At 68.9% G+C, this 23,831-nt stretch carries 21 protein-coding genes; 13 read left to right on the top strand and 8 right to left on the bottom strand.

Features of this window, described 5'->3' with window-relative positions:
- Positions 1–13: 13 nt before the first annotated feature.
- Positions 14–631 carry a DUF938 domain-containing protein gene (locus NMB40_RS18815; RefSeq protein WP_494359432.1) on the bottom strand — a complete coding sequence of 206 codons (618 nt, stop codon included), beginning with the start codon at positions 629–631 and terminating at the stop codon, positions 14–16.
- 114 nt (positions 632–745) lie between these two features.
- On the opposite strand from NMB40_RS18815, the gene NMB40_RS18810 reads away from it, so the two are divergent.
- From NMB40_RS18810 to NMB40_RS18770, 9 genes are all read left to right on the top strand, one after another.
- Entirely contained in the window at positions 746–2,374 is a 1,629-nt protein-coding gene (locus NMB40_RS18810) for a TldD/PmbA family protein (RefSeq protein WP_494359431.1), read from the top strand.
- A gap of 124 nt (positions 2,375–2,498) precedes the next feature.
- Positions 2,499–4,133 (top strand): TldD/PmbA family protein, encoded by a 1,635-nt coding sequence (locus tag NMB40_RS18805; protein ID WP_494359430.1) that lies wholly within the window; start codon positions 2,499–2,501, stop codon positions 4,131–4,133.
- 21 nt (positions 4,134–4,154) lie between these two features.
- Positions 4,155–5,489 carry a TldD/PmbA family protein gene (locus NMB40_RS18800; RefSeq protein WP_494359429.1) on the top strand — a complete coding sequence of 445 codons (1,335 nt, stop codon included), beginning with the start codon at positions 4,155–4,157 and terminating at the stop codon, positions 5,487–5,489.
- A 16-nt stretch (positions 5,490–5,505) separates the two neighbouring features.
- Complete coding sequence (locus NMB40_RS18795) at positions 5,506–6,207, top strand: DUF4159 domain-containing protein (protein ID WP_494359428.1); 702 nt, start codon at positions 5,506–5,508, stop codon at positions 6,205–6,207.
- 4 nt (positions 6,208–6,211) lie between these two features.
- Complete coding sequence (locus tag NMB40_RS18790; RefSeq protein WP_494359427.1) at positions 6,212–7,204, top strand: AAA family ATPase; 993 nt, start codon at positions 6,212–6,214, stop codon at positions 7,202–7,204.
- Positions 7,205–7,211: 7 nt separating this feature from the next.
- On the top strand, positions 7,212–8,102 hold the full coding sequence (locus NMB40_RS18785; RefSeq protein WP_494359426.1) for a DUF58 domain-containing protein: 891 nt from the start codon (positions 7,212–7,214) through the stop codon (positions 8,100–8,102).
- Positions 8,099–9,220 carry a BatA domain-containing protein gene (locus tag NMB40_RS18780; RefSeq protein WP_494359425.1) on the top strand — a complete coding sequence of 374 codons (1,122 nt, stop codon included), beginning with the start codon at positions 8,099–8,101 and terminating at the stop codon, positions 9,218–9,220. The genes NMB40_RS18785 and NMB40_RS18780 overlap by 4 nt, the downstream gene beginning before the upstream one ends.
- The gene (locus tag NMB40_RS18775; RefSeq protein WP_494359424.1) at positions 9,217–11,373 is read left to right on the top strand and encodes a hypothetical protein; all 2,157 of its coding nucleotides are present in this window, start codon (positions 9,217–9,219) and stop codon (positions 11,371–11,373) included. The genes NMB40_RS18780 and NMB40_RS18775 overlap by 4 nt, the downstream gene beginning before the upstream one ends.
- Positions 11,370–13,196 carry a hypothetical protein gene (locus tag NMB40_RS18770; protein ID WP_494359423.1) on the top strand — a complete coding sequence of 609 codons (1,827 nt, stop codon included), beginning with the start codon at positions 11,370–11,372 and terminating at the stop codon, positions 13,194–13,196. The genes NMB40_RS18775 and NMB40_RS18770 overlap by 4 nt, the downstream gene beginning before the upstream one ends.
- Here NMB40_RS18770 and NMB40_RS18765 read toward each other — a convergent pair.
- The 3 genes from NMB40_RS18765 to NMB40_RS18755 all read right to left on the bottom strand — a co-directional run bounded on the left by NMB40_RS18765 (position 13,188) and on the right by NMB40_RS18755 (position 14,465).
- The gene (locus NMB40_RS18765; protein ID WP_494359422.1) at positions 13,188–13,493 is read right to left on the bottom strand and encodes a plasmid stabilization protein; all 306 of its coding nucleotides are present in this window, start codon (positions 13,491–13,493) and stop codon (positions 13,188–13,190) included. The two genes, NMB40_RS18770 and NMB40_RS18765, sit on opposite strands and share 9 nt — an antisense overlap.
- Positions 13,490–13,957 carry a ParC-related protein gene (locus NMB40_RS18760; RefSeq protein ID WP_494359421.1) on the bottom strand — a complete coding sequence of 156 codons (468 nt, stop codon included), beginning with the start codon at positions 13,955–13,957 and terminating at the stop codon, positions 13,490–13,492. Before NMB40_RS18760 ends, NMB40_RS18765 begins: the two co-directional genes overlap by 4 nt.
- Positions 13,958–14,024: 67 nt before the next feature.
- Positions 14,025–14,465, bottom strand: coding sequence for a hypothetical protein (locus tag NMB40_RS18755; RefSeq protein ID WP_494359420.1), 441 nt, complete (start codon positions 14,463–14,465; stop codon positions 14,025–14,027).
- Between the two features lie 193 nt (positions 14,466–14,658).
- On the opposite strand from NMB40_RS18755, the gene NMB40_RS18750 reads away from it, so the two are divergent.
- From NMB40_RS18750 to NMB40_RS18740, 3 genes are all read left to right on the top strand, one after another.
- Positions 14,659–17,139, top strand: a complete 2,481-nt coding sequence (locus tag NMB40_RS18750; protein ID WP_494359419.1) for a DEAD/DEAH box helicase — start codon at positions 14,659–14,661, stop codon at positions 17,137–17,139.
- Complete coding sequence (locus tag NMB40_RS18745) at positions 17,136–18,179, top strand: ribonuclease H-like domain-containing protein (protein ID WP_494359418.1); 1,044 nt, start codon at positions 17,136–17,138, stop codon at positions 18,177–18,179. Before NMB40_RS18750 ends, NMB40_RS18745 begins: the two co-directional genes overlap by 4 nt.
- Positions 18,180–18,250: 71 nt before the next feature.
- Positions 18,251–18,577 carry an I78 family peptidase inhibitor gene (locus tag NMB40_RS18740; protein ID WP_494359417.1) on the top strand — a complete coding sequence of 109 codons (327 nt, stop codon included), beginning with the start codon at positions 18,251–18,253 and terminating at the stop codon, positions 18,575–18,577.
- A 40-nt stretch (positions 18,578–18,617) separates the two neighbouring features.
- Here NMB40_RS18740 and NMB40_RS18735 read toward each other — a convergent pair whose 3' ends face one another.
- From NMB40_RS18735 to NMB40_RS18725, 3 genes are all read right to left on the bottom strand, one after another.
- A complete protein-coding gene (locus NMB40_RS18735) occupies positions 18,618–20,471 on the bottom strand; it encodes a M56 family metallopeptidase (RefSeq protein WP_494359416.1) in 1,854 nt (617 codons plus the stop codon).
- Positions 20,472–20,474: 3 nt separating this feature from the next.
- Positions 20,475–20,861: a BlaI/MecI/CopY family transcriptional regulator gene (locus tag NMB40_RS18730; RefSeq protein WP_494359415.1), complete on the bottom strand. Its 387-nt coding sequence runs from the start codon at positions 20,859–20,861 to the stop codon at positions 20,475–20,477.
- 171 nt (positions 20,862–21,032) lie between these two features.
- Entirely contained in the window at positions 21,033–22,139 is a 1,107-nt protein-coding gene (locus tag NMB40_RS18725) for an SDR family oxidoreductase (RefSeq protein ID WP_494359414.1), read from the bottom strand.
- Between the two features lie 175 nt (positions 22,140–22,314).
- On the opposite strand from NMB40_RS18725, the gene NMB40_RS18720 reads away from it, so the two are divergent.
- Positions 22,315–22,656, top strand: a complete 342-nt coding sequence (locus NMB40_RS18720) for a hypothetical protein (RefSeq protein ID WP_193069423.1) — start codon at positions 22,315–22,317, stop codon at positions 22,654–22,656.
- Between the two features lie 21 nt (positions 22,657–22,677).
- Here NMB40_RS18720 and NMB40_RS18715 read toward each other — a convergent pair whose 3' ends face one another.
- A complete protein-coding gene (locus tag NMB40_RS18715) occupies positions 22,678–23,739 on the bottom strand; it encodes a DNA topoisomerase IB (protein WP_494359413.1) in 1,062 nt (353 codons plus the stop codon).
- Positions 23,740–23,831: the final 92 nt, after the last annotated feature.

Below are 23,831 nucleotides of genomic sequence, written 5' to 3'. Positions count from 1 at the left end.
GCCGCCCTACCTGTTACCGCCGCCAGATGCGTAAGCGGTTGTTGGCCGGCATCGCCACATCGTCAACCAACATCAAGCCTTGGGCCGCGGCCAGCGCATCCACCGCCTCTGCATCCCGGATCCCCGATTCCGGATCCCGCGCCTTCAGCCACCCGTCGAACTGCCGGTTGCTGTCGCTGCTGTAGTTGCCGTTGTAATTGAATGGCCCATACACGCACAGCAGCGCAGCGTCGGCCATCACCGCCGGCAGCCCGGCGAAGAATGCCTGCACGTGCGGCCAGCTCATGATGTGCAGGGTGTTGGCGCTGAACACGGCATCGAACCCCAGCGGCGCCTCCGGCATCGGGGCCAGGCCCGGTACCGGCGCAAGCACCGCCTGCAGCGGCCATGGCGCCGGTGCGTTGGGCAGGCCTGCTTCGGCCAGGCGCTCGGCGATGCCCGGCAGGTAGTCCGGATGATCGCTGGCCTGCCACTGCAGGTGCGGCAGCTGGGCGGCGAAGTATTCGGCATGCTGGCCGGTGCCACTGCCGATCTCCAGCACACGGTGGCGGTCCTGCAGATGGTGGCGCAGCACGGCCAGGATCGGGTCGCGGTTGCGCTCACAGGCCTCGGACCAGCGTTGTTTGCTCATAACCATGCAAAAAAGTGATGACAGCGCACATCCAACCATGACCGGAGTCACTTGTGCCACTGGCGGCGGCCACCGAAAGTCGAAGGCTTGACCGACCCCGGGGAATCGCAAGCTGTGCAACGCCGTGAGTTTCTGACGCTGTCTGGAATGGGCCTCGCCGGCCTGATGTTGCCGCACTCCCGCCTGATTGCCGCCGAGCAGCTGCTTGAGCCCGGCAACGTGGTCCGCAACAAGGCGCTGGCCGAAGCCGCCCTCGCCGCGGCCAAACGGGCCGGGGCCAGCTACTGCGACGTGCGCATCGGCCGCTACCTCAACCAGGCAGTGATCACCCGCGAAGCGCGGGTGCAGAATGTCACCAACAGCGAATCCTCCGGGATCGGCATCCGGGTCATCGTCAACGGCGCGTGGGGCTTTGCCGCCACCCACCAGCAGACCCCGGCCGCAATCCTGGCTGCGGTGGAGCAGGCCGCTGCCATTGCCCGCGCCAACGCCACCATCCAGACCCGGTCGGTCCAGCTGGCCCCGGTGACCGGGGTGGGCGATGTGAGCTGGAAGACGCCGATCCGCAAGAACGCCATGGCGGTGCCGATCCAGGAGAAGGTCGACCTGCTGCTCAGCCTGAATGCGGCCGCGATCAACGCCGGCGCCGACTTCATCAACTCCACTCTGTTCCTGGTCAATGAGCGGAAGTACTTCGCCTCCAGCGATGGCTCCTTCATCGACCAGGACGTGCACCGGATCTGGCTGCCGTTCACCGCCACCGCCATCGACAAAAGCACCGGCAAGTTCCGCACCCGCGCCGGGCTTTCCTCGCCGATGGGCATGGGCTACGAGTTCCTCGATGGCCAGGCCAGCGGCAAGATCCAGCTGCCGGGCGGCATCACCGCCTATCGTGACTCCTACGACCCGGTCGAAGATGCCATCGCCGCCGCCCGCCACGCCCGCGAGAAGCTCAAGGCACCCTCGGTCAAGCCGGGCAAGTACGACCTGGTGCTGGACCCCTCCAACCTGTTCCTGACCATCCACGAGAACGTCGGCCACCCGCTGGAGCTGGACCGCGTGCTCGGCTACGAGGCCAACTACGCCGGTACCAGCTTCGCCACGCTGGACAAGCGCGACGCCGGCTACCGCTGGGGCAGCGAGCGGGTCAACTTCTTCGCCGACAAGACCGCCCCGGGCAGCCTGGGCGCGGTGGGCTACGACGACGAAGGGGTCAAGACCAAGCGCTGGGACCTGGTCAAGGACGGCATCCTGGTCAACTACCAGGCCACCCGCGATGAAGTGCACCTGCTGGGCGAAACCGAATCGCACGGCTGCAGCTACGCCGATTCCTGGTCCAGCGTGCAGTTCCAGCGCATGGCCAACGTGTCGCTGGCCCCGGGCAAGACGCCGCTGAGCGTGGCCGACATGATCAAGGACGTGGAGAACGGCATCTATATCCACGGCCGCGGCTCGTATTCCATCGACCAGCAGCGCTTCAACGCGCAGTTCGGCGGGCAGCTGCATTACCAGATCAAGAACGGGCAGATCGCCGGCATGGTCGAAGACGCGGCGTACCAGATCCGCACGCCGGAGTTCTGGAACGCCTGCAGCGCGATCTGCGACGAGCGCGATTTCCGCTTCGGCGGGTCGTTCTTCGATGGCAAGGGCCAGCCCGGCCAGGTTTCGGCGGTGTCGCACGGCTCGGCGACCACGCGCTTCGACGGCATCAACATCATCAACACCGCACGCAGCCTGGGCTGAGCCGCCCGGCCACCGTGCCAAACGTCACTACCGTTGGACCGCCGCGCCCGCAAGAATCGAAGCACCGCTGTACCCGTGATCCCGCCTTGTTCCTGCCACCCCCACACCGACGTGGAGAGCTGCCTTGCAAAGACGTGACTTCCTCGCCCTGACCGGGCTTACTGCTGGCGGCCTGATCGTGCCGGCGTTCTTCGGCAAGGTGATCGCCGCCGAGCAGCTGCACAGCACCCTGGACCCGGCGCTGAAGAAGCGCCTGGCCGATGCCGCGCTGGCCGCCGCCCGCCAGGCCGGCGCCACCTATTCCGACGTGCGTATCGGCCGCTACCTGCGCCAGTTCGTGATCACCCGCGAAGACAAGGTGCAGAACGTGGTGAACACCGAATCCACCGGTGTGGGCATCCGCGTGATCGTCAACGGTGCGTGGGGCTTCGCCGCCACCAACCAGCTCAACCCGACCGACGTGGCGCGTGCCGCGCAGCAGGCGGTGGCCATCGCCAAGGCCAACGCCGGGGTGCAGACCGCCAAGGTGCAGCTGGCCGCCACGCCCGGCGTGGGCGAGGTGAGCTGGAAGACGCCGATCCGCAAGAACGCGATGGACGTGCCGATCAAGGAAAAGGTCGAGCTGCTGCTGGACGTCAACGCCGCCGCGATGGGCGCCGGCGCCAGCTTCGTCAATTCGATGCTGTTCCTGGTCAACGAGCAGAAGTACTTCGCCTCCACCGATGGCTCCTACATCGACCAGGACGTGCACCGCATCTGGGCGCCGATGACGGTCACCGCCATCGACAAGGCCAGCGGCAAGTTCCGCACCCGCGAAGGCCTGTCCGCGCCGATGGGCATGGGCTACGAGTACCTGGATGGTGCCGCGAGCGGCAAGGTGCTCACGCCGAACGGCGTGGTCAACTACGGCGCGTCCTACGACATGAAGGAAGACGCCATCGCGGCGGCCAAGCAGGCGCAGGAAAAGCTGAAGGCGCCGTCGGTCAAGCCGGGCAAGTACGACCTGGTGCTGGACCCCTCGCACACCTGGCTGACCATCCACGAATCGGTCGGCCATCCGCTGGAACTGGACCGCGTGCTGGGCTACGAGGCCAACTACGCCGGCACCAGCTTCGCCACCCTGGACAAGCGCGAACAGCACTTCCAGTACGGCAGCGACCTGGTCAACATCTTCGCCGACAAGACCCAGCCGGGCAGCCTCGGTGCGGTGGCCTACGACGATGAAGGCGTCAAGACCAAGCGCTGGGACCTGATCAGCAACGGCAAGCTGGTGGATTACCAGACCATCCGCGACCAGGCCCACATCCTGGGCAAGACCGAATCGGACGGCTGCTGCTATGCCGATTCCTGGTCCAGCGTGCAGTTCCAGCGCATGGCCAACGTGTCGATGGCGCCGGGCAAGACCCCGCTGAGCGTGAGCGACCTGGTCAAGGACGTCGAGAACGGCATCTACATCATCGGCGACGGTTCGTTCTCCATCGACCAGCAGCGCTACAACGCGCAGTTCGGCGGCCAGCTGTTCTATGAAATCAAGAACGGCCAGATCACCCGCATGCTCGAAGACGTGGCCTACCAGATCCGCACGCCGGAGTTCTGGAACGCCTGCAGCGCCGTGGCCGACGAACGCGACTACCGCCTGGGCGGTTCGTTCTTCGACGGCAAGGGCCAGCCGGGCCAGGTCTCGGCGGTCTCGCACGGTTCGTCCACCGCGCGCTTCAACGGCATCAACGTCATCAACACCGCGCGCAGCCTCGGCTGACCGGTCAGGAGCCCTTATTCCATGAGTATCTTCACCGAAGCCCAGGCCAAGGCCATCCTCGACAAGGTCATCGCGCTGTCCAAGGCCGATGAGACCACCGCGGTGCTGGCCGGCTCGATCAACGGCAACATCCGTTTCGCGCTCAACAACGTTTCCACCAGCGGCATCGTCGACAACACCGAACTGGCCGTCACCGTTGCCTTCGGCAAGCGCGTGGGCACCGCCTCGATCAACGAGTTCGACGACGCCGCGCTGGAACGCGTGGTCCGCCGCGCCGAAGACCTGGCCCGCCTGGCCCCGGAGAACCCGGAGTTCCTGCCGGCCATCGGCAAGCAGGCCTACACCGCCAGCCCGACCTTCAGCGAATCCACCGCCGCCATCGACCCGGCGTTCCGCGCCAAGGTCGCCGCCGATTCGATCGCGCCCTGCCGCGGCAACGGCCTGATCGCCGCCGGCTTCCTGGAAGACGGCCAGGGCTTCTACGCCACCGCCAACAGCAACGGGAACTTCGGTTACCAGCGCAGCACCAACTTCGACTACACCTGCACCGTGCGCACCGAAGACGGCCGCGGTTCGGGCTGGGTGGGCCGCAACCTGAAGGACGCCGCTGATTTCAAGGCCGACCAGGACGTGCGCATCGCCATGCGCAAGGCCACCGAATCGTCCGAAGCCAAGGCGCTGGAGCCGGGCAAGTACACCGTGATCCTGGAACCGGCCGCCGCTGCCGGCCTGATCAGCTTCATGATGAACTTCTTCGATGCGCGCTCGGCCGATGAAGGCCGCAGCTTCCTGTCCAGGAAGGGCGGTGGCAACAAGCTGGGCGAGCAGGTCTACGACCCGCGCGTGAACATGTACGCCGACCCGTGGCACCCCGAGGCTCCGGTGCTGCCGTGGGACCAGCAGGGCCTGCCGCGCAGCAAGCTGGCCATCATCGAGAACGGCAAGGTCGCCAACCTGGATTACTCGCGCTTCTGGGCGCAGAAGCAGGGCAAGACCGCCAACGCCACCCCGGGCAACCTGCTGATGAGCGGCGGCGACAAGAGCACCGCCGAGCTGGTCCGTGGCACCCAGAAGGGCATCCTGGTCACCCGTACCTGGTACATCCGCATGGTTGATCCGCAGACCGTGCTGCTCACCGGCCTGACCCGTGACGGCACCTTCTACATCGAGAACGGCCAGATCAAGTACCCGGTGAAGAACTTCCGCTTCAACGAATCGCCGGTGATCATGCTCAACAACATCGAAGAGCTGGGCAAGCCGGTGCGCGTGGCCGGTGACGAGTCCAGCTTCGTGATGATGATCCCGCCGATGAAGCTGCGCGATTTCACCTTCACCTCGCTGTCCGACGCGGTCTGATGGCGCGCGTGCGGCAATGAACCGCGCGCAGTTCCTGCGGTTGATGCTTGGCGGGGCCGCCCTGGCGGCCCTGCCCTCGTTCGCCCGCGCGCAGGCCGGGCGCTACGACTTCTGGTTCACCCGCCTCAAGTACGATTCCGGCGACTGGGACGTGGACGCGCGCATGCCGTCCAACGTGATCACCTCGCTGATCGACTACACCACGCTGCGGGTGGACCCGACCGAACATGTGGTCGCGCTGTCCGACCCGCGCATGCTGGAAGCCCCGTTCTGCTACCTGGCCGGGCACAAGCTGGTGGAGTTCAATGCCGCCGAGCGGCAGAACTTCGTGCGCTATGTGCGCAACGGCGGGTTCGTGTTCGTGGATGACTGCAACCACGATATCGATGGGCTGTTCGCCAAGTCGTTCGAAGCACAGATGGCCAAGCTGTTCGGGCCGGCCGCACTGAAGAAGCTGCCCAACACGCATGCGCTGTATCGCAGTTTCTTCAAGTTCCCGGACGGGCCGCCGGCCACCGGCTTCGAGCTCAATGGCTGGGGCGATGACCTTGTGCACGATTACCTCAAGGGCATCGAGGTCGATGGCCGGCTGGGCGTGCTTTACAGCAACAAGGATTACGGCTGCGAGTGGGATTACGACTGGCGCAACAAACGGTTCCTGGCCGAAGACAACACCCGGTTTGCGGTGAACATCGTGATGTACGCGTTGAATAATTGAGAGCATGACCATGCAAACTGACAGCCCTATCGATTCTCTCCTGGCCAAACTGCAGCCCCTGCGCGATGCGCTGGGCAAGGCCGTGGTGGGCCAGCATGATGTGGTGGAACAGCTGCTGATCGGCCTGCTTGCCGGTGGCCATGTGCTGCTGGAAGGCGCGCCGGGGCTGGGCAAGACCCTGCTGGTGCGTTCGCTGGGGCAGGCGCTGGAGCTGCAGTTCCGGCGCGTGCAGTTCACCCCGGACCTGATGCCCAGCGACATCCTGGGCACCGAACTGCTGGAAGAAGACCACGGCACCGGCCATCGCCATTTCCGCTTCCAGCAAGGGCCGATCTTCACCCACCTGCTGCTGGCCGACGAACTCAACCGCACCCCGCCCAAGACCCAGGCGGCGCTGCTGGAAGCCATGCAGGAGCGTACTGTCAGCTACGCCGGCACCACCTATGCGCTGCCGGCACCGTTCTTCGTGCTGGCCACGCAGAACCCGATCGAACAGGCCGGTACCTACCCGCTGCCGGAAGCCCAGCTGGACCGGTTCCTGCTGCACGTGCGGGTGGATTACCCCACCGAGAAGGAAGAGCGCGACATCCTGGTGCAGACCACCGGCAGCAGCAGTGGCGCCGTTCCCAAGGTGATGCACGCCGAGGATGTACTGGCCCTGCAGGCCGCCGTGCGCCAGGTGCATGTCAGTGATGATGTGCTGAGCTGGATCACCCGCCTGGTGCGTGCCAGCCGACCCGGCGCGGGCGCACCCGAGGCGGTCAATCATTGGATCAAGTGGGGCGCCGGCCCGCGTGCCGGGCAGTCGCTGGTGCTGGCGGCCAAGGCGCGCGCGTTGCTGCAGGGCCGTTTCGCGGCCACCCGCGATGACGTGCAGGCGTTGATCGTACCGGTGATGCGCCACCGCCTGCTGCTCTCGTTCGCCGCCGAAGCCGAGCAGAAGGGCGCCGACGATGTGATCGCCGCGTTGCTGCAGGCCGTGCCCTTCCCGAGCTGAGCCTTCCGTGAGCCCGCACGCCCCGATCGCCATTCCCGCCGATGTCCGCAGCCGCCTCAAGGCGCTGCGGCTGTTGCCGCGGCGTGCGGCCGGCGCACAGGGCATCGGCCAGCATGCCAGCCGCAGCCGCGGCGCCGGGTTGGAGTTCGCGCAGTACCGTGCCTACGAGCCCGGCGACGAACTGCGCCAGATCGACTGGAAGCTGTACGCGCGCTCGGACCGCTTCTTCGTGCGCGAGTCCGAGCGCGAAAGCCCGGTCACGATCTGGATCCTGGTCGATGCCACCGCATCGGCCGGGCAGGCCGACCGTGCACGCCCCGCGGTGTCTCGGCTGGACCATGCCTGTGCCACTGCGGCCTGCATCGTGGAACTGGCGCTGCAGCAGGGCGACCGCTTCGGGCTGGTCGCCATCAATGGCGACGGCGTGCAGCTGGTGCCGGCCGGTAGTGGCGCGCGCCAGCGGGACCGCATCCACCTGCTGCTGCACCGCCTGCGTGCCCGTGGCGCGTGGCCCGCCGCGGACGCCCTGCGCCCGGTCTGGGAGCGGGTACAGGCCAACGACATGCTGGTGGCGCTGGGCGATGGCTTCGACGAGGCCGGCACCGTGTTGCTGGAACGGCTGGCCGCCGCCCGCCGCGACGTGGTGCAGCTGCAGATCCTGACCGCCGAGGAGCGCGATTTTCCGTTCCAGGACGGCCACCGCTTCCGCGACCCGGAAACCGGTGAAGAACTGCTGGGTGATGGCCGTGCTATCCGCGACGCGTACCTGGGCCGCTTCGCCGAGGCACAGCGCGTGCTGCAGGCGCGGCTGCTGCGCGGTGGCGTTGCCCACGTGGTGACCCATACCGACCAGCCGCTGGATGCGCCGCTGCGGCGGCTGGCCGGGAGCGCGCGATGAGCCTGTCGCTGCTGTTTCCGCTGGGGCTGCTGGCGCTGGCCTCGCTGCTGGTGCCCTTGCTGATCCATCTCGCGCGCCGCCATCACTACGCGCCGCTGGAGTTCGCCGCGCTGCGCTGGCTGCGCGCGAAGGCCCGCCCGCGCCAGCGAATCCGTTTCGACGAGTGGCCGCTGCTGCTGGTGCGCCTGCTGCTGCTTGCCGCGCTCGCCGTATTGTTGGCCCGGCCGCTGCTGCATGGCGCACCGGTACAGACACCGCCGTGGGTGGTGGTGGCGCCAGGACTGAGCCCGCCGACGCTGCCTGCAGGCAGCGAGGGTCGCTGGCTGGCGCCGGGGTTCCCGCCGCTGCAGGACGCGGCACCGGCAGGCCGGCTGGCGCTTTCCAGTCTGCTGCGCGAGCTGGATCAAACCCTGCCGAAGGGCACGGCATTAACGGTGTACGTCCCCGATCCGATGCGCGGGCTGGACGGCGAGCGGCCACGGTTGTCGCGTGCGGTGAACTGGCGTCCGGTTGCCATGCCGGTGGGCGCGACGGTGCCGGACAACGCGCCGCAGCTGCGCGTCAGTGGCACGGATCAGGAGCCGTCGGCGCTGCGTGTGCTCGATGCCCTGCAGCGCGCGTGGAGCGGGCAGCCGCTGTCGGCCGCGCTCGCCACGGATGCCGTGCCCGAACAAGGTCAGGTCGGCGTGTGGCTGGCCGATGCGCCCCTGCCGGCCGCCTGGCAGGCCTGGGTGCAGGCCGGCGGCAGCGTGTTGGCTGTGTCGACCAAGGCCGCCACCGGTACGGGTACGACGGTGCTGCAGGACGCCGGCGGCAAGGCGGCAGTCATGCGCCATGCCCTCGGTCGCGGACAGGTGCTGCGCTTCACGGCCGCGCTGTCAGCCGATGCACTGCAGATCCTGCGTGAACCGTCCTTCCCGCGCCGCCTGCTGGAGCAGCTACATCCGTTGCCGCCGCCGCAACTGGCACCTGCGGCCGTGCAGGCGCCGCTGACCGGTGCCAGCCCGCCGCTGGCACAGCCGCGTGATCTGGCGGCATGGCTGCTGGTGCTGATCGTGCTGCTGTTCGCCCTGGAGCGCTGGATGGCCACGGCACCGCGACGCGGGGCGGGCGCATGAACCGCGTTCACCAGGCATGGCAGCGCGCGCGTCGCCGGCGGTGGTGGATCACCGCATTGCTGCTGGTTCCGCTGGCGCTGGCCCTCACCGCCATCGCGGCGCGGGTGGCGGGGATCAACCTCGGCTCCATCGTGCTTCTGGCAACCCTGCTGGTCGTCGCGGGTACCGCCACCTGGCGCGCGCGACGGCTGGACCGGCACTGGCTGATACGCCAGCTGGACACGCATGCCATCGCGCAGGACAGCGCCGACCTGTTGTTCGCCGATACCGCCGCACTCAATCCCCTGCAGCAACGCCAGCACGCGCGCATCACCGCCGCGCTGCAGGCCGCGCCGCCGGACCTGCGCGCGGCCTGGCCGAAGCGCTGGCTGGCCGTGGCGTGGTGTGGCGGGATGCTGGCGGCCGTGCTCGCCGTAGGCTGGCCAGCGCCGGGCACGCCGCTGTCGAACCTTCCCGGCCGTGCCACGCCTGCCGCCAGCGCTGCACAGCCGCCCAGCCTGCAGTCGTCCCGGCTGCAGATCCAGGCACCGGCCTACACCGGCCAGGCCCTGCGCACCCAGACCGCGCTTGATGCCAAGGTCGTGCAGGGCAGCGCGCTGGACTGGTCGCTGCGCTTCAGCGCACAGCCCACGCTGGCCGCACTGCAGCTGCACGACGGCACCCGCATCGCGCTGCGCCGCGATGGCGAGGCGTGGGTGGCGCAGTGGAAGGCGGCCCAGCCCACGCTGTACCGCATCGTGACCGAGCCGGCGCTGACCACGCCGCGGCTGTACCGCCTGGATGTGGTGCCCGACCGACCGCCCAGCGTGCGCGTGATCGCGCCGGACCGCACCCTGGTCCTGGCCACGCCCGGCCAGCGCCAATGGACCCTGCAGTTCGAGGCCAGCGACGACTTCGGCGTGGCGGCCAACGCCGAACTGCACCTGACCCTGGCCCAGGGCAGCGGGGAGAACATCACCTTCCGCGAGCAGCGCATCGCGCTGGCCGGCACAGGCCCGGCCACCCAGCGCCGCTTCGCGCGCACGCTGGACCTGGCCACACTCGGCGCGGGGCCGGGCAATGATGTGATCGCACAGCTGCAGGTGCGCGACAACCGCACCCCCACCGCACAGACGGCGCAAAGCACCAGCCTGATCCTGCGCCTGCCCAGCGAAGAACATGTGCTGGGCACGGACCTTGAAGGCATGGTCAAGAAGACGTTGCCGGCGTACTTCCGCAGCCAGCGCCAGATCATCATCGACGCCGAAGCACTGATCAAACTGCGCCGCCAGCTGCCGGCCGACGAGTTCGTGAAGCGTTCCGACGCGATCGGCGTGGACCAGCGCATCCTGCGCCTGCGTTATGGGCAGTTCCTGGGCGAGGAAAGCGAAGGCGGTGCCAAGCCACCGCCGACCAGCGACAGCCTGCCCACCAGCGATGCACCGGCTGCAGAGCACGATGACGATCACGCGCACGACACCGCCAGTGCGCAGGGCGGCCACGACGATCATGATCACGGCGCAGCTAGAGCCGACGGCGCCCCGGTATTCGGCGCCGCCACCGACGTGCTCTCCGAATACGGCCACACCCACGACCATGCCGAAGCGGCGACCCTGCTGGATCCGCAGACCCGCGCGATCCTGAAGGCGGCACTGGACCAGATGTGGTCGTCGGAAGGCGAACTGCGCCAGGGCCGCCCCGAGCGCGCACTGCCGTTCGCGTACAAGGCGCTGGGTTTCATCAAGCAGGTGCAGCAGGCCGAGCGCATCTATCTCGCCCGGGTCGGGCCCGAGCTGCCGCCGATCGACGAAAGCCGCCGCATGACCGGCGACCGCGCCGATCTCGGCAGCCGCGCCTCCACCATCCCCCCCGTGGACGCACCTGATCCCGCCATCGTGGCGGTCTGGCAACAGTTGGCCGACACCCGCAGCACACCGGACCTCGACGCGCTGAGCCAGTGGTTGGGGCGCCATCAATCGCGGCTGTCCGATCCGCTGAGCCTCGCAGCGGCGGTTGAGGAACTGCGCCTGGCGCCGGACTGCGCACCCTGCCGCACCACATTGCGCGCACAGCTGTGGCGCGCGTTGCTGCGCCCGTTGCCGCAGCTGGAACGCCGCAGCGCACCGGACCCGATGGCGCAGCGCTACCTGGATGCCCTGGAGGGAACGCGATGAGCATGGCCGTATGGATCGCGATTGCCTTGGCCCTGATCACCCTCGCAGGCAGCGTACGCATCCTCCGCGTAGAGCCACGCCCTGCGTGGCTGCCTTCCCCCAGACGCACCGCATTGCTCGCGTTGCAGGCCCTGTCCGCCCTGTTGCTCTACTTCACCCTCGTACCCCCACAGCGCAGCGTGGAAGCGGGCCAACTGACCGTGCTGACCGCCAACGCCGCATCCGCAGGCACCGTACCCGCCGGCGCAACCGTCATCGCGCTGCCGGAAGCAACGCCCAGTGCAGACGCCATGCGCGCCCCCGACCTGGCCACCGCGCTGCGCCAGCATCCGGGCAGCACCGCGGTGCTGCTGGTCGGTGATGGACTGTCCGCGCGTGATCGCGATACCGAACTGCCGCTGCGTGCAACGCTGCAATCTCCTGCCGCGCCCCGCGGCTGGCTGGATCTTCAGCCGCCGGCGGTCACCGCGCCCGGCGCGCTGTTCGAGGTAGCCGCACGTGCCGGCGGTGTCGACGGCGCGCGCGCCGAACTGCTCGACCCGGCCGGCGTGGTGGTCGACCGCGCGCCGCTGGACGCGCAGGGCAACGTGCGCCTGCACGGCAGCGCACGTGCCGCCGGCCGCAGCGAATTCACCCTGCGCCTGCTCGATGCCCAGCAGCACGCCGTGGACAGCCTTCCGGTGCCGCTGCAGACCGTGGCGGCAACCCCACCGCGCGTGCTGATCCTTGCCGGCGCACCCGGCCCGGAACTGAAGTACCTGCGCCGCTGGGCCACCGATACCGGCCTGGCCGTGCAGGCCCAGGCCAGCGCCGGTGGCGGCGTCATGCTGGGCGATGCGCCGGTTTCCCTGAGCACGGCCCGCCTGGCCGCCACCGACGTGCTGGTGCTGGACGAACGCAGCCTGGCGGCACTGGGCGCGGCGCAACGCACGCTGGTGCAGCAGGCACTGCGCGATGGCCTGGGCGTGGTGGTACGCAGCAGCGGTCCGCTCAACGATGCCACCCGCCAGGCATTGCGCAACTGGGGCATGCCGGTGAGCGGCGGCACCCGTGCAACACCGCTGCAGCTGCCGGCCGATCCGGAAGCGGCGCTGCTGCAGGCACGGCGCGGCCCGCAACGGCCGTCCACCGACAGCACCGCATGGACAGACGAAGCCGACGCTGCATCGCACGGCGCCGCGCCGCCCGCGCTGGAGCGGTTTGATGCGGGGGTGACCGGTGCGGATGCGTTGCTGGTCGACGCGAAGGGCAATGCTGTCGGCGGCTGGCGCAGCGTCGGTCGCGGCCGCATTGCCCTGCTCCCGGTGACCGACAGCTACCGGCTGGTCCTCTCCGGCCGCGACGACCGCTATGCAGAGCTGTGGTCGGGCGTGCTGGCCAAGGTGGCACGTGCGCTGCCGGGCGCGCCTGCCGTTCGCCTGCAGTCGGCCACTCCATGGTCGGGCGAGCGCATGACCGTGTGCGAGGTACCGCCCGGCACGCGTGTCCGCGATGCCGAAGGCCACGCGGTCGCCCTGCAGGTCGATCCGGCCAGTGGCAGCCAGCAGTGCGCCGCCTACTGGCCGCAGCAGCCCGGTTGGCACCAGCTCCAACACGGCGACACCGTGCAGGCGTTCTACGTATTCGACCCGGCCAGCGCGCAACCGCTGTACCGCCAGCAGCTGCGTACGGCCACCGCCGACCGCCTGGCTGAAACGAACGGGGCCACGAGCGGAACGCCGGGCAAGGTTCCCGGCCCCCGCTGGCCCTGGCTGCTCGCCTTCATCGCTGTCGCCGCCCTGCTGTGGTGGCTCGAGCGGCGTCGACGGCCCGCCTCAGGTTGAACGCTTCCAGTCGGAAGCAGCCGGCGCCAACGAGATGATCCGCACGTCGTTTCCTTCGCGCGTGTATACGAGAAGATGGCGGGTGCTTCTGCATACGTAGAGGCGTGTCCCCTCTAGAGGCCCTTGTCGCCAGGTTGCCACGCCGTCCAAGGCATCAGCTTCCTGCTCCATGTTGGCGTCCGCTTCCAATGCGGCGCGGTAGATCACAGGATCTTCGTGCTCCATCGCGCGGACAAATGCTGCATCAAGAAGTCGCTGGCGATCCTCCAGTGCCGCAGGCGTCCACAGTACGCTCACCTTTTCCGGTCCTTCCGCCTCATCATTTCATCCAGCTGGGCCAGATGCCTGGCTTTGATGTCGTTCATGTGCGCCTTCGCCTCCGCGCTTGAAAGCGGCGCCCGGCTGTCAGCCAGCGCCTTTGCCGCGCCTTCGCGCAGAAACTCGGCATAGGCTGCGTCCTCATGGCTTTGCTTCAGCGCTGCAGTCCGATCTGGTCGCCGACGCGGTTCCTCGCGCTCGGAAAAGCCGCTCGCGTCTACCTGGTACCGATTGATGCCCAGCTCTCTGCGAAGCACTCGTACGGCGGCATCAAGTCCGGCAAACAGACGCGTGGCCCCCGCCTTGGTAGCCAGCGCACGTTCTCCAGTTCCGAGCTTGAACATGACGGCATATCCGCCAGCCTGTCCCACCAACAGGGTGTCGAAAACGCTGCCGGCAGCGGCAAGTTCACGCGCGGTGGCGAGTTGTACTGTCTTCAGCATGCCGGCCTCCCATTTAATGATTATTTGGGAATTGTACAACCATTGTTCGAGAATAATCTGAAGCTGCTCAGTCTGCCGACGCCGCCCCGCACTCCGCCTCCACCTCACAGAATTTCAGCGCGCGGCGCTGCTGGGCCGCATCCAGCCCCGGCGGCGGGCGCGCGATGGCCGACTGGATGGGGTCCGGGGCGCGGGTCAGCGTATGCAGGCCCTGCGCGGTCTTTGCGATGCCGTAGTTGATGCCCATCATCAAATAGCCGCCGCGCATGCCCACCTCCTCCAGCGAGGGGGGTTCGTGCCAGGCGCGGTTGAACGCGTTCGGCTCGGGCTGCACCGGGGATTTGAAGCGGTACAGGTCCACCGGCACGTCGTCTTCGGGCTTGAGCGCACGCACTTCGCCCAGCGTGGTGACGCGGGAGTCCGCGCTGTCGGCGGGTTCGCCGGGCTCCTGCTGGGCCCGTGCCCCGTTCGCCAGCAGCAGCCCGGCGATCATTGTCGTTGTTGCCATCCCTGTGCGTAATGCCACGTCTGGTCCTGTGTGCAGCGTCCAGCGCGCAGCATACGGAGACGACCTTCAGATTTCGTTGCCCGTTCGCGACAGCCACGCAAGCGCTGAATCATTCACCCGCCCGGCCGGCGATGTCTCAACCGCTGAGACGCGTTTGTGCTTCCATGGCGTCCTTTGCAGACCGTTGTTTCCCATGGCCTACGAACTTGCCAAGCGCACCGAGGACGCCGAGCGCCGCCTCGCGACCACCGACGGGCTGCCCTCGCGCAACGGTGCGCTGCTCACCGCGCGGCTGCAGCAGCGCTATGCCGACCGCATCACCGGCAGCTTCACGATCCCGGGCCGCGAAGGCCGCTACGCGCCGATCCCGGCCGATGTGCCGGCCGCGCTGACCGCCGCGCTGAAGGCGCGGGGCATCGAGCAGCTGTACAGCCACCAGGCCGAAGCGTGGGACGCCACCCAGCGGGGCGAGCACGTGGCCATCGTCACCCCCACCGCCAGCGGCAAGTCGCTGTGCTACACCCTGCCGGTGGTCAGCGCCGCCATGCAGGGCAAGGCCAAGGCGTTGTACCTGTTCCCGACCAAGGCGTTGGCCCAGGACCAGGTGGCCGAGCTGCTGGAGCTCAACCGCGCCGGCGACCTGGGGGTGAAGGCCTTCACCTTCGACGGCGACACACCCGGCGATGCGCGCCAGGCGATCCGCCTGCATGGCGACATCGTGGTGTCCAACCCGGACATGCTGCACCAGGCCATCCTGCCGCATCACACCAAGTGGGCGCAGTTCTTCGAGAACCTGCGCTATGTGGTGATCGATGAGGTGCACACCTACCGCGGCGTGTTCGGCAGCCATGTCACCAACGTGCTGCGTCGGCTCAAGCGGATCTGCGCCTTCTACGGCGTGTCCCCGCAGTTCATCCTGTGCTCGGCCACCATCGGCAACCCGCAGGCGCATGCCGAAGCGCTGATCGAGGCGCCGGTCACCGCCATCACCGAATCCGGCGCGCCAACCGGGCCCAAGCACGTGCTGCTGTGGAACCCCCCGGTGGTCAACGCCGACCTGGGCCTGCGTGCCTCGGCGCGCTCGCAGAGCAACCGCATTGCCCGCATCGCGATCAAATCCGGGCTGAAGACGCTGATCTTCGCGCAGAGCCGGTTGATGGTCGAAGTGCTCACCAAGTACCTCAAGGACATCTTCGACCACGATCCGCGCAAGCCCCCACGCATCCGCGCCTATCGCGGCGGCTACCTGCCCACCGAGCGCCGCGAGACCGAACGCGCCATGCGCGCCGGCAACATCGACGGCATCGTCAGCACCTCGGCGCTGGAGCTGGGCGTGGATATCGGCAGCCTGGACGTAGTGGTGCTCAACGGCTACCCCGGCAGCGTGGCCGCCACCTGGCAGCGCTTCGGCCGCGCGGGCCGCCGCCAGCAGCCCGCGCTGGGCGTGCTGGTGGCCAGCTCGCAGCCGCTGGACCAGTACGTGGTGCGGCACCCGGACTTCTTCGCCGAGGCCTCGCCCGAACACGCGCGTACCGCTCCGGACCAGCCGCTGATCCTGTTCGACCACATCCGCTGCGCCGCCTTCGAGCTGCCGTTCCTGGCCGGCGACCCGTTCGGGCCGATCGATCCGCTGGTGTTCCTGGAAGCGCTGGCCGAAACCGAGGTGGTGCACCGTGAGGGCGACCGCTGGGAATGGATCGCCGACAGCTACCCGGCCAATGCGGTGAGCCTGCGTTCGGTGGCCGACGGCAACTTCGTGGTGGTCGACCGCAGCGACGGCAAGCAGCAGATCATCGCCGAGGTGGATTACTCCGCCGCCGCGCTGACCCTGTACGAAGGCGCCATCCACATGGTGCAGTCCACCCCGTACCAGGTGGAGCGGCTGGACTGGGAAGGCCGAAAGGCCTACGTCACCCGCACCCACGTGGACTACTACACCGACAGCATCGACTTCACCAAGCTCAAGGTGTTGGACCGTTTCGACGGCTGCATGGCCGGCCAGGGCGATTCGCACCACGGCGAAGTGCACGTGGTGCGGCGCGTGGCCGGGTACAAGAAGATCCGCTACTACACCCACGAAAACATCGGCTATGGGCCGGTCAACCTGCCCGACCAGGAGCTGCACACCACGGCGGTGTGGTGGCAGCTGCCGCAGGGGCTGCTGCTGACCGCGTTCGAGTCCAAACAGGAGGCGCTGGACGGCTTCCTCGGCGCCGCCTACGCGCTGCACATCGTCGCCACGGTGGCGGTGATGGCCGATGCGCGCGACCTGCAGAAGGCGGTGGGCAATGGCGATGGTGCGTGGTTCGCGGTGGCCGACCAGAGCGGCCGTGGCCAGCTGCGCGGCGCCGAGTTCGATGCCAGCGCCATCGAGCTGCAGCAGCAGTTCGTGCCCACGGTGTACCTGTATGACAACTTCCCCGGCGGCGTGGGGCTGAGCGAGCCGCTGTGGCTGCGCCAGGCCGAGCTGCTGCAGCGCGCGCAGGAACTGGTGCAGCGCTGCGACTGCAAGGCCGGTTGCCCGGCCTGCGTGGGCCCGGTGCTGGCCGGCCAGGAAGACGATGCCACCACGCCCAAGGCGCTGGCCTTGAAGGTGCTGGCGTTGTTCGACGAACAGGCGCTGTCGGATGCCAATGCGCACGCACAGCACGACGTTGATGTGGTGCCGTTTTGAGCCTGAGCCTGGACAAGCTGCGCCTGCTGCGGCGCCAGGCCGGTGATGCCACGCCGCGCCCGGCGGCGGCCGAACCCGCTGCCGCGCCCGCGCCCGCTGTGCCGGTGGCGGCCAACGATGCGCAGGCACGCCGACCTGCGCCGGATTCGGTGTTCGCCTGGGTGGAGCAGGAGATCCGCCACAAGCCAACCGGCGTGACTGCGGCGACGCCTGCCCCGGCACCGCTGCGCAGGCCGGACGTCGGCGGCCTGCACCGGCTGCTGGGCCTGCGTGATCGCGGTACGGCCGCGGCGCGCCCGCGCGCGAATGCGCAGGACCGCCATGTGCCCGGCGAGGAAATCGCACCCGGGTTGTTCCTGATCGAATCGTTCCTGGCCCAGCCCATTCCGACCCAGCCGCTGTCGCTGGCCTTCGCCAAGCGCGACGGGGAGCAGGTGCAGCCGCAGGACCTGATGTTCTTCGACACCGAAACCACCGGCCTGGCCGGCGGCACCGGCACCCGTGCCTTCATGATCGGCGCGGCCGATTGGCACCGCGATGCCGCGCGCGGCGACGGCCTGCGCATCCGCCAGCTGCTGATGACCACCATGGCGGCCGAAACCGCGATGCTGGCCGAGTTCGCGCGCTGGGTGCAGCCCTCCACGGTGTTTTCCAGCTACAACGGCCGCTGCTACGACGCGCCGCTGTTGAAGACCCGCTACCGGCTGGCCCGCCAGCGCTGCCCGATCACCCCGCTGGACCATGTGGACCTGCTGTTCCCCACCCGCCGCCGCTACCGCGGTACCTGGGAGAACTGCCGGCTGGCCACGATCGAGCGCCAGCTGCTGCAGATCGTGCGCGAAGACGACCTGCCCGGCTCAGAAGCGCCGGCGGCGTGGCTGAACTACCTGCGCGGTGGCAGCGCGGTGAACCTGCGCCGGGTGGCCGAACACAACCACCAGGACGTGGTCACCCTGTCGCTGCTGATGCTGCGGCTGGTGGCCGAAGAACGCCGCGAGCGCGAAACACTGGCACTGGAAGGCGGCCCCGTCCGCGGCTGAGCGGGCGTTGACACCCCGTGCAGCCGGGGCGGTGCAAGCTGGCCGCACTTACCCGCTCACGGAGACTGGCCATGCGTATGTCCCTGCTGTTGCTTGCTTGTGCCCTGCCGCTGACCGCGTGCAGCACCCCGCCCAAGAGCAGCACCGATCCGGCCGTGGTCGATCCGGTGCCGCATGTCGCTGATGGAGGCACCATGAAGTGCAATCCCGACGTTCTAGAACAGTTCACTGGAAAAGTCGCGAACGAAGCGACGGTCAAACAGGCGGTAGCCAAGAGCGGCGCGAAGAACGCGCGCGTGGTGAAACCGGGCATGGCCGTCACCATGGACTTCCGCGAAGATCGGTTGACGATCAACGTGGATGCAGACAACAAGATCGAACGCATCGGCTGTAACTGACCCGCGACGGGGTGCCCGGGCATACGCCCGGGCATTACCGTTACCTCAGGCGCTGCACGGTGCCATCGGCCAGTGCCTTGTCGAACGCCTTGCGCACGTCGCGGGCAATCTGGGCCGAGGCGATGCTCTGCTGCTGCGCCAGGCCTGACTGCTGGCGAGCCAGCTCGGCCTGCTGCCGGGCAATCTCGGCAATACGGCGGTGGTCCACTGCCGCCGCCGCGTCCGCCTTGGCGCGCTGCGCGGCGCGTTCGGCCAGCGCTGCATCGCCCTTCGTGGTGCGCGCGGCATTGTTGGCCATTTCCGCTGCGTCCATCGACTCCATCGCATCGCGGCTGGCGCGCATCGCCACCTCGGCAATGCGCTCGCCCAGCTCACCCTGCTGCTCGCCCAGTGCGCCCATGCGTTCGCCCAGCGCGCCCTGCTGCTCGCCCAGTTTGGCCACCTGCTGCTGGGCCTTGGACAGCGACTGCAGCAGCGCCGGGTCACGCACCAGGTACCGCTCGTTGCCGACGCGCACCCACAGCGCCGGGTCGTGACCCTGCACGTCACGCTGAGCCTGCTTGAGGTCGGCCATCGAGGCGTCGACGAAGTTGTCGCCGCCGCCCATCAGCACGAACGCCTGGCGCGGCTGGTGCGAGAGGTCCAGACGGCCATGGGTGATGGTGGTGGTACTGGTGCTGTTGCTCACGCTATCCGGGTGCGGCGGCGGTGCGGGCGCGGCCGGGGCCGCCGGGGGAAGCGGTGCAGTGACCGGGCGCGGTGCCGACGCAGGCTTCGGCACCGCAGGCGCTGCCGGGGCCGCGACGGCCGGCGGTGCAGCCGGTGCGGCCGGAACGGCGGGGGCAGCGGGGGCAGCGGGCGCCGTGAGCACTGGCGGCGCCGGCGGCGGCGGCGGTACTGCGGCCACCAGGCGCATCGGCGCCACGCCGATCACCACGAACAGGGCGGTGATCGCCATCGAGGCCACGCGCGGGAAGCTGCCGGTCTGCTGCAGGGTGAGCAGCCGGCGCTTGAGGCTGCGGAAGTTGGGCGAGGCGCTGGCCACGCCTACCGCCGGCCGCGGGGCCACGCCCAGCTGCACCAGCAGGCGGCCGTAGTCGTGGCGGCAATGCCCGTGCCCGGCCACCACCGCGCTGTCGCACGCCTCTTCCCGGGCCAGCGCGTATTCGCGTACGGCCACGTGCAGCAGCGGGTGGAAGAACAGCAGGTGCTGCGCCAGCGCAGGCAGCAGCCCCAACCACAGGTCGCGGCGCTGCAGGTGCACCAGCTCATGGGTGAGTGCCATGTCCAGGTCATCGGCGGCCATCGCCGGCAGTTCACGCGCGGGCAGCAGCAGCACCGGGTTCCACGGGCCGATCAGCTGCGGCGAACGGATCTGTGCGGACAGCTTCAGCTGCGGCGCGCGGGCAAGCCCATGCGCCTCGGCGGCCAACTGCAGCGCCTGCTGCAGGCCGGCGTCGGTGCAGGGCACCGCATTGCGCACCAGCGCGCGGCTCTGCCGGTAGGCGCGCAGGCTGTGTGCGCCCATCAGCAGTACGCCGGCCGCCCACAACGCGAACAGCACGCTCTGCCACGACAGCGAAGCACCGGTCGCAGCGGCGGTCATGGTATCCACGGCCATCGGCGCCAGTGTCGTGGGCGCCTGCATCATCGTCTGGGCAACGAATGGGGTGTTGTCGATGCCCGGGGCCGGCAGCACCGCCAGTTCCAGCGGGCTGCTCCATACCAGGCCCAGCACGGCCTGCAGGGCCACCAGCCACCACAGGCGGCAGCGCGTGGCCGCCGGCAGCCGGGGCAGCAGCCGGCACACGCCCCACACCAGCGCCACCAGCAGCGCGCTCTGCACGCTGGTCCAGGCAAGGCGGGTCAGCAGTTCCATCATCAGGGTGTCCATGGCTCAGCCCTCCCGCTTGCGTGATTGCAGCTGTGCGACCAGCGCTTCGAGTTCGGCCAGTTCGCTGTCGCTGACCTCGGCCTTGTGCGACATGAAGGCCACGAAGGGCGACACCGAGCCCTGCAGCGTCTTCTCCACGAAGCTGGCCACCGCGCCCTGCACCACGCTGTCCTGCTCGCCGGTGGCCGAGTAGCGGTACACGCCCTCGACCTGTCGGCGCTGCAGGTAGGCCTTGCCGCGCAGGCGTTCCATCATGGTCAGCACCGTCGAACGCGCCAACCCGCGGGCCTCGCCGAAGCCGGCCGCCACTTCGCCGACGCTGGCGTCGTCCTGTTCCGCTATGTACTGCAGCAGGGCCAGCTCCTGGTCCCCGATGGTCTTGCCGCGCATGGCACACTCCGTTGACTACACGTGTCGCCACCATGCCCGTGACTACAAGTGTCGTCAAGTGCCGGACGGCGCGCGCCGACGAACGGTCGAAGGCGGTCACGACCAACGGTCGTGACCTACCGGCTGCGTGTTTCGGGGTAGGTCACGACCGTTGGTCGTGACCCCCTGGTGTTACCCGCGCGGTCCACCCATGACCGGCAGGATCACGCCGCTGATGTAGCTGGCGGTGACCGGCGAGGCCAGGAACACATACGCCGGCGACAGTTCCTCGGGCTGGGCCGGCCGGCCCATGTCGCTGTCCCTGCCGAACTCAGCTACATCCGGCGCCTGCTTGTCGGCCGGGTTGAGCGGGGTCCACACCGGGCCGGGGGCCACGGCGTTGACGCGGATGCCACGCGGCAGCAGCTGGCTGGCCAGCGCCTTGGTAAAGGCGTGGATGGCGCCCTTGGTGGACGAATAGTCGACCAGCGCCTTGCTGCCGAACAGGCCGGTTTCCGAACCGGTGTTGATGATGCAGTCGCCTTCCTGCAGGTGTGGCAGTACCGCGCGTGCCATCTGGATGTAGCCGCCGATGTTGGTCTGCAGGGTTTCCTGCAGGTGTTCGTCTTCCAGGTCTTCCAGGCGTTCGCAGTGCAGCTGGAAGGCGGCATTGTTGACCAGGATGTCGATGCCGCCGAACGCCTTGGCCACCTGCTTGACGGCCTTGTTGCAGAACTTCGGATCGCGCACGTCCCCGGCGATCACCACGCAGCGGGTACCTTCGGCTTCCACATGCTGGCGGGTGACCTCGGCATCGTCGGCTTCGTCCAGGTGCAGTACCGCCACGTCGGCGCCTTCGCGCGCGAACAGCACCGCGACCGCGCGGCCGATGCCGGAGTCGGCGCCGGTGATGATGGCGCGCCTGCCCTGCAGCTTGCCGCTGCCCACGTAGTCGGGCGCCAGGAAACGCGGTGCCAGCTGCAGTTCGTGTTCGTTGCCCGGCTTGGCGATGTGCTGGGCGGGCATGGTTTCAGGCTGCTTGCGGGTGCCGGCCTGGGTCGCCTTCTTCGTCGCCTTTTTGGCGGCTTTCTTCTTTGCCGCGGCACGCGCGTCCTTGGCCTTTTCCTGGTCCTGCAGGCGGCGCTGGCGGGCGGCCACGCGCGCGGCGCGCGGATCGGTGGCGGCGGCCTTGCGGGTGGCGGTCTTGACCACCGGGGCGCGCGCGCGGGCAGGCTTCGCTTCGGCGGCGGGTGCGGCAGCGGTGTGGGTGCGCTTACGGGTCTTTTTGGCCGTGGCCATGCTGAACTCCTTCGTTGCGTTTGCCTCGATGCGGGTGGAGGGCGAGGCAAGGGCAGTGTGTCGGCGCCGGCAGTCGCATACGGTGAATGCCATGTGGGCGTGCCGTGCAGGGCTTCATCCGCCGCATACGCGTGCGGCGGCATCGTGGGCACCAGAATCCCGCTGGAGTAGCCCCATGTTTCGTCCCCTGCTTGCCGTTGCCGCACTGACCGCCCTTACCGCCTGCAGCAGCACGCCGATGGCGCAGGTGCAGCCCATCGATGGCGTCATTTCCGGCCAGTGCCACGTGGACAAGGTGCGCGGCGCGGTCGGCCTGGCCGCATCGGCGGCCACGGTGGAACGCGCCCGCGTGGACAGTGACAGCCTGCAGGTGGTGGTGCTGCGCGGCCAACGCACCGAGAGCGGTGCCACCGCCAGTGGCGCGGCCAACCCCAGCCCCGGCGCGGAAAGCGGCGGCGACCGCCTCACCATCGAGAAGGGCCGCACCAACAACATCACCGCCATCTACTGCGGCTGATCGCCACGGCGTGGCCGCGCCTCAGCGCGCGGCCTTGCCTTTCACCGCGCGCCGCGCCGAACGCAGGAATTTCAGCGTGGCCTGCTCCCACTGGCGCTCGCCCCGCAGCCCCGCCAGCTTGGCCAGGGTGCCATCGCGCCAGCCGTCGAACACGCTGGGATCGATGTAGGCCTTGCGGCACACCGCCGGCGTGTTGCCCAGCAGCGTGGCCACTTCGCACACCACCTCCCTCTGCAGCGCGGCCAGCGCCCGCTCGCTTGGCGCCTCGGGCAGCGCGGTAGCCGCGAACTGGCGCAGCGCGGCCACGGTGCCGCCCCAGGTGCGGAAATCCTTGGCGCTGAAATCGGCGCCCATCGCATCGCGCAGGTAGGCGTTGACCTGGCCCGAGTCCACCGGCTGCAGGGTGCCGTCGTCGTCGCGGTACTGGAACAGGGCCTGCCCGGGCAGCTGCTGGCAGCCCTTGATCAGGCCCACCAGGCGCTTGTCGTCGATATCCACTTCCTGCTGCTGGCCGGACTTGCCGCGGAAGCGCATGCGCGCGCGCCCGCCCTTGACCAGTTCCAGGTGGCGGTTGCGCAGCGTGGTGAGGCCGTAGGAGCGGTTGTCGCGGGCGTACTCCGGGTTGCCCACCCGCACCAGGGTTTCGGCCAGCAGCGCGACCACGATCGCCAGCACCTTGTCCTGCGGGAACCCGGGCAGCTTGAGGTCGCGGCGCAGCCGCCGGCGCAGCGCCGGCAGCGCCTGGCCGAAGGCGATCACCCGGTCGAACTTGCCGTCGCCACGCACCCGCGCCCAGTCCGGGTGGTAGCGGTACTGCTTGCGCCGGCGCGCATCGCGACCGGTGGCCTGCAGGTGGCCATTGGGCGAGGCGCAGATCCACACGTCGGTGTAGGCCGGTGGAATGGCCAGCGCGCGGATCCGGGCCAGGGTGGCGGCATCGCGCACGGCGTGGCCGTCGGCATCGCGGTAGCTGAAGCCCTTGCCGGCGCGGCGCCGCGCCAGGCCCGGCTGTTCATCGCTGACATAGCGCAGGCCGGCATCGCGGGCGGCGGTGGCTTCGGGGGTGGCAAGGCGTGCGGGCATGGCGGCAGGCAAGGTGGGGGCCTGCAGTGTGGTGGGCGTGGCGACGGCGCCGCGTCAATAACGCAACACAAACACCTCACGCCCGCCCTTGG

This window comes from Stenotrophomonas sp. FBCC-B152 (assembly GCF_059134105.1).
This window is presented reverse-complemented; position numbering and strand designations above follow the sequence as displayed.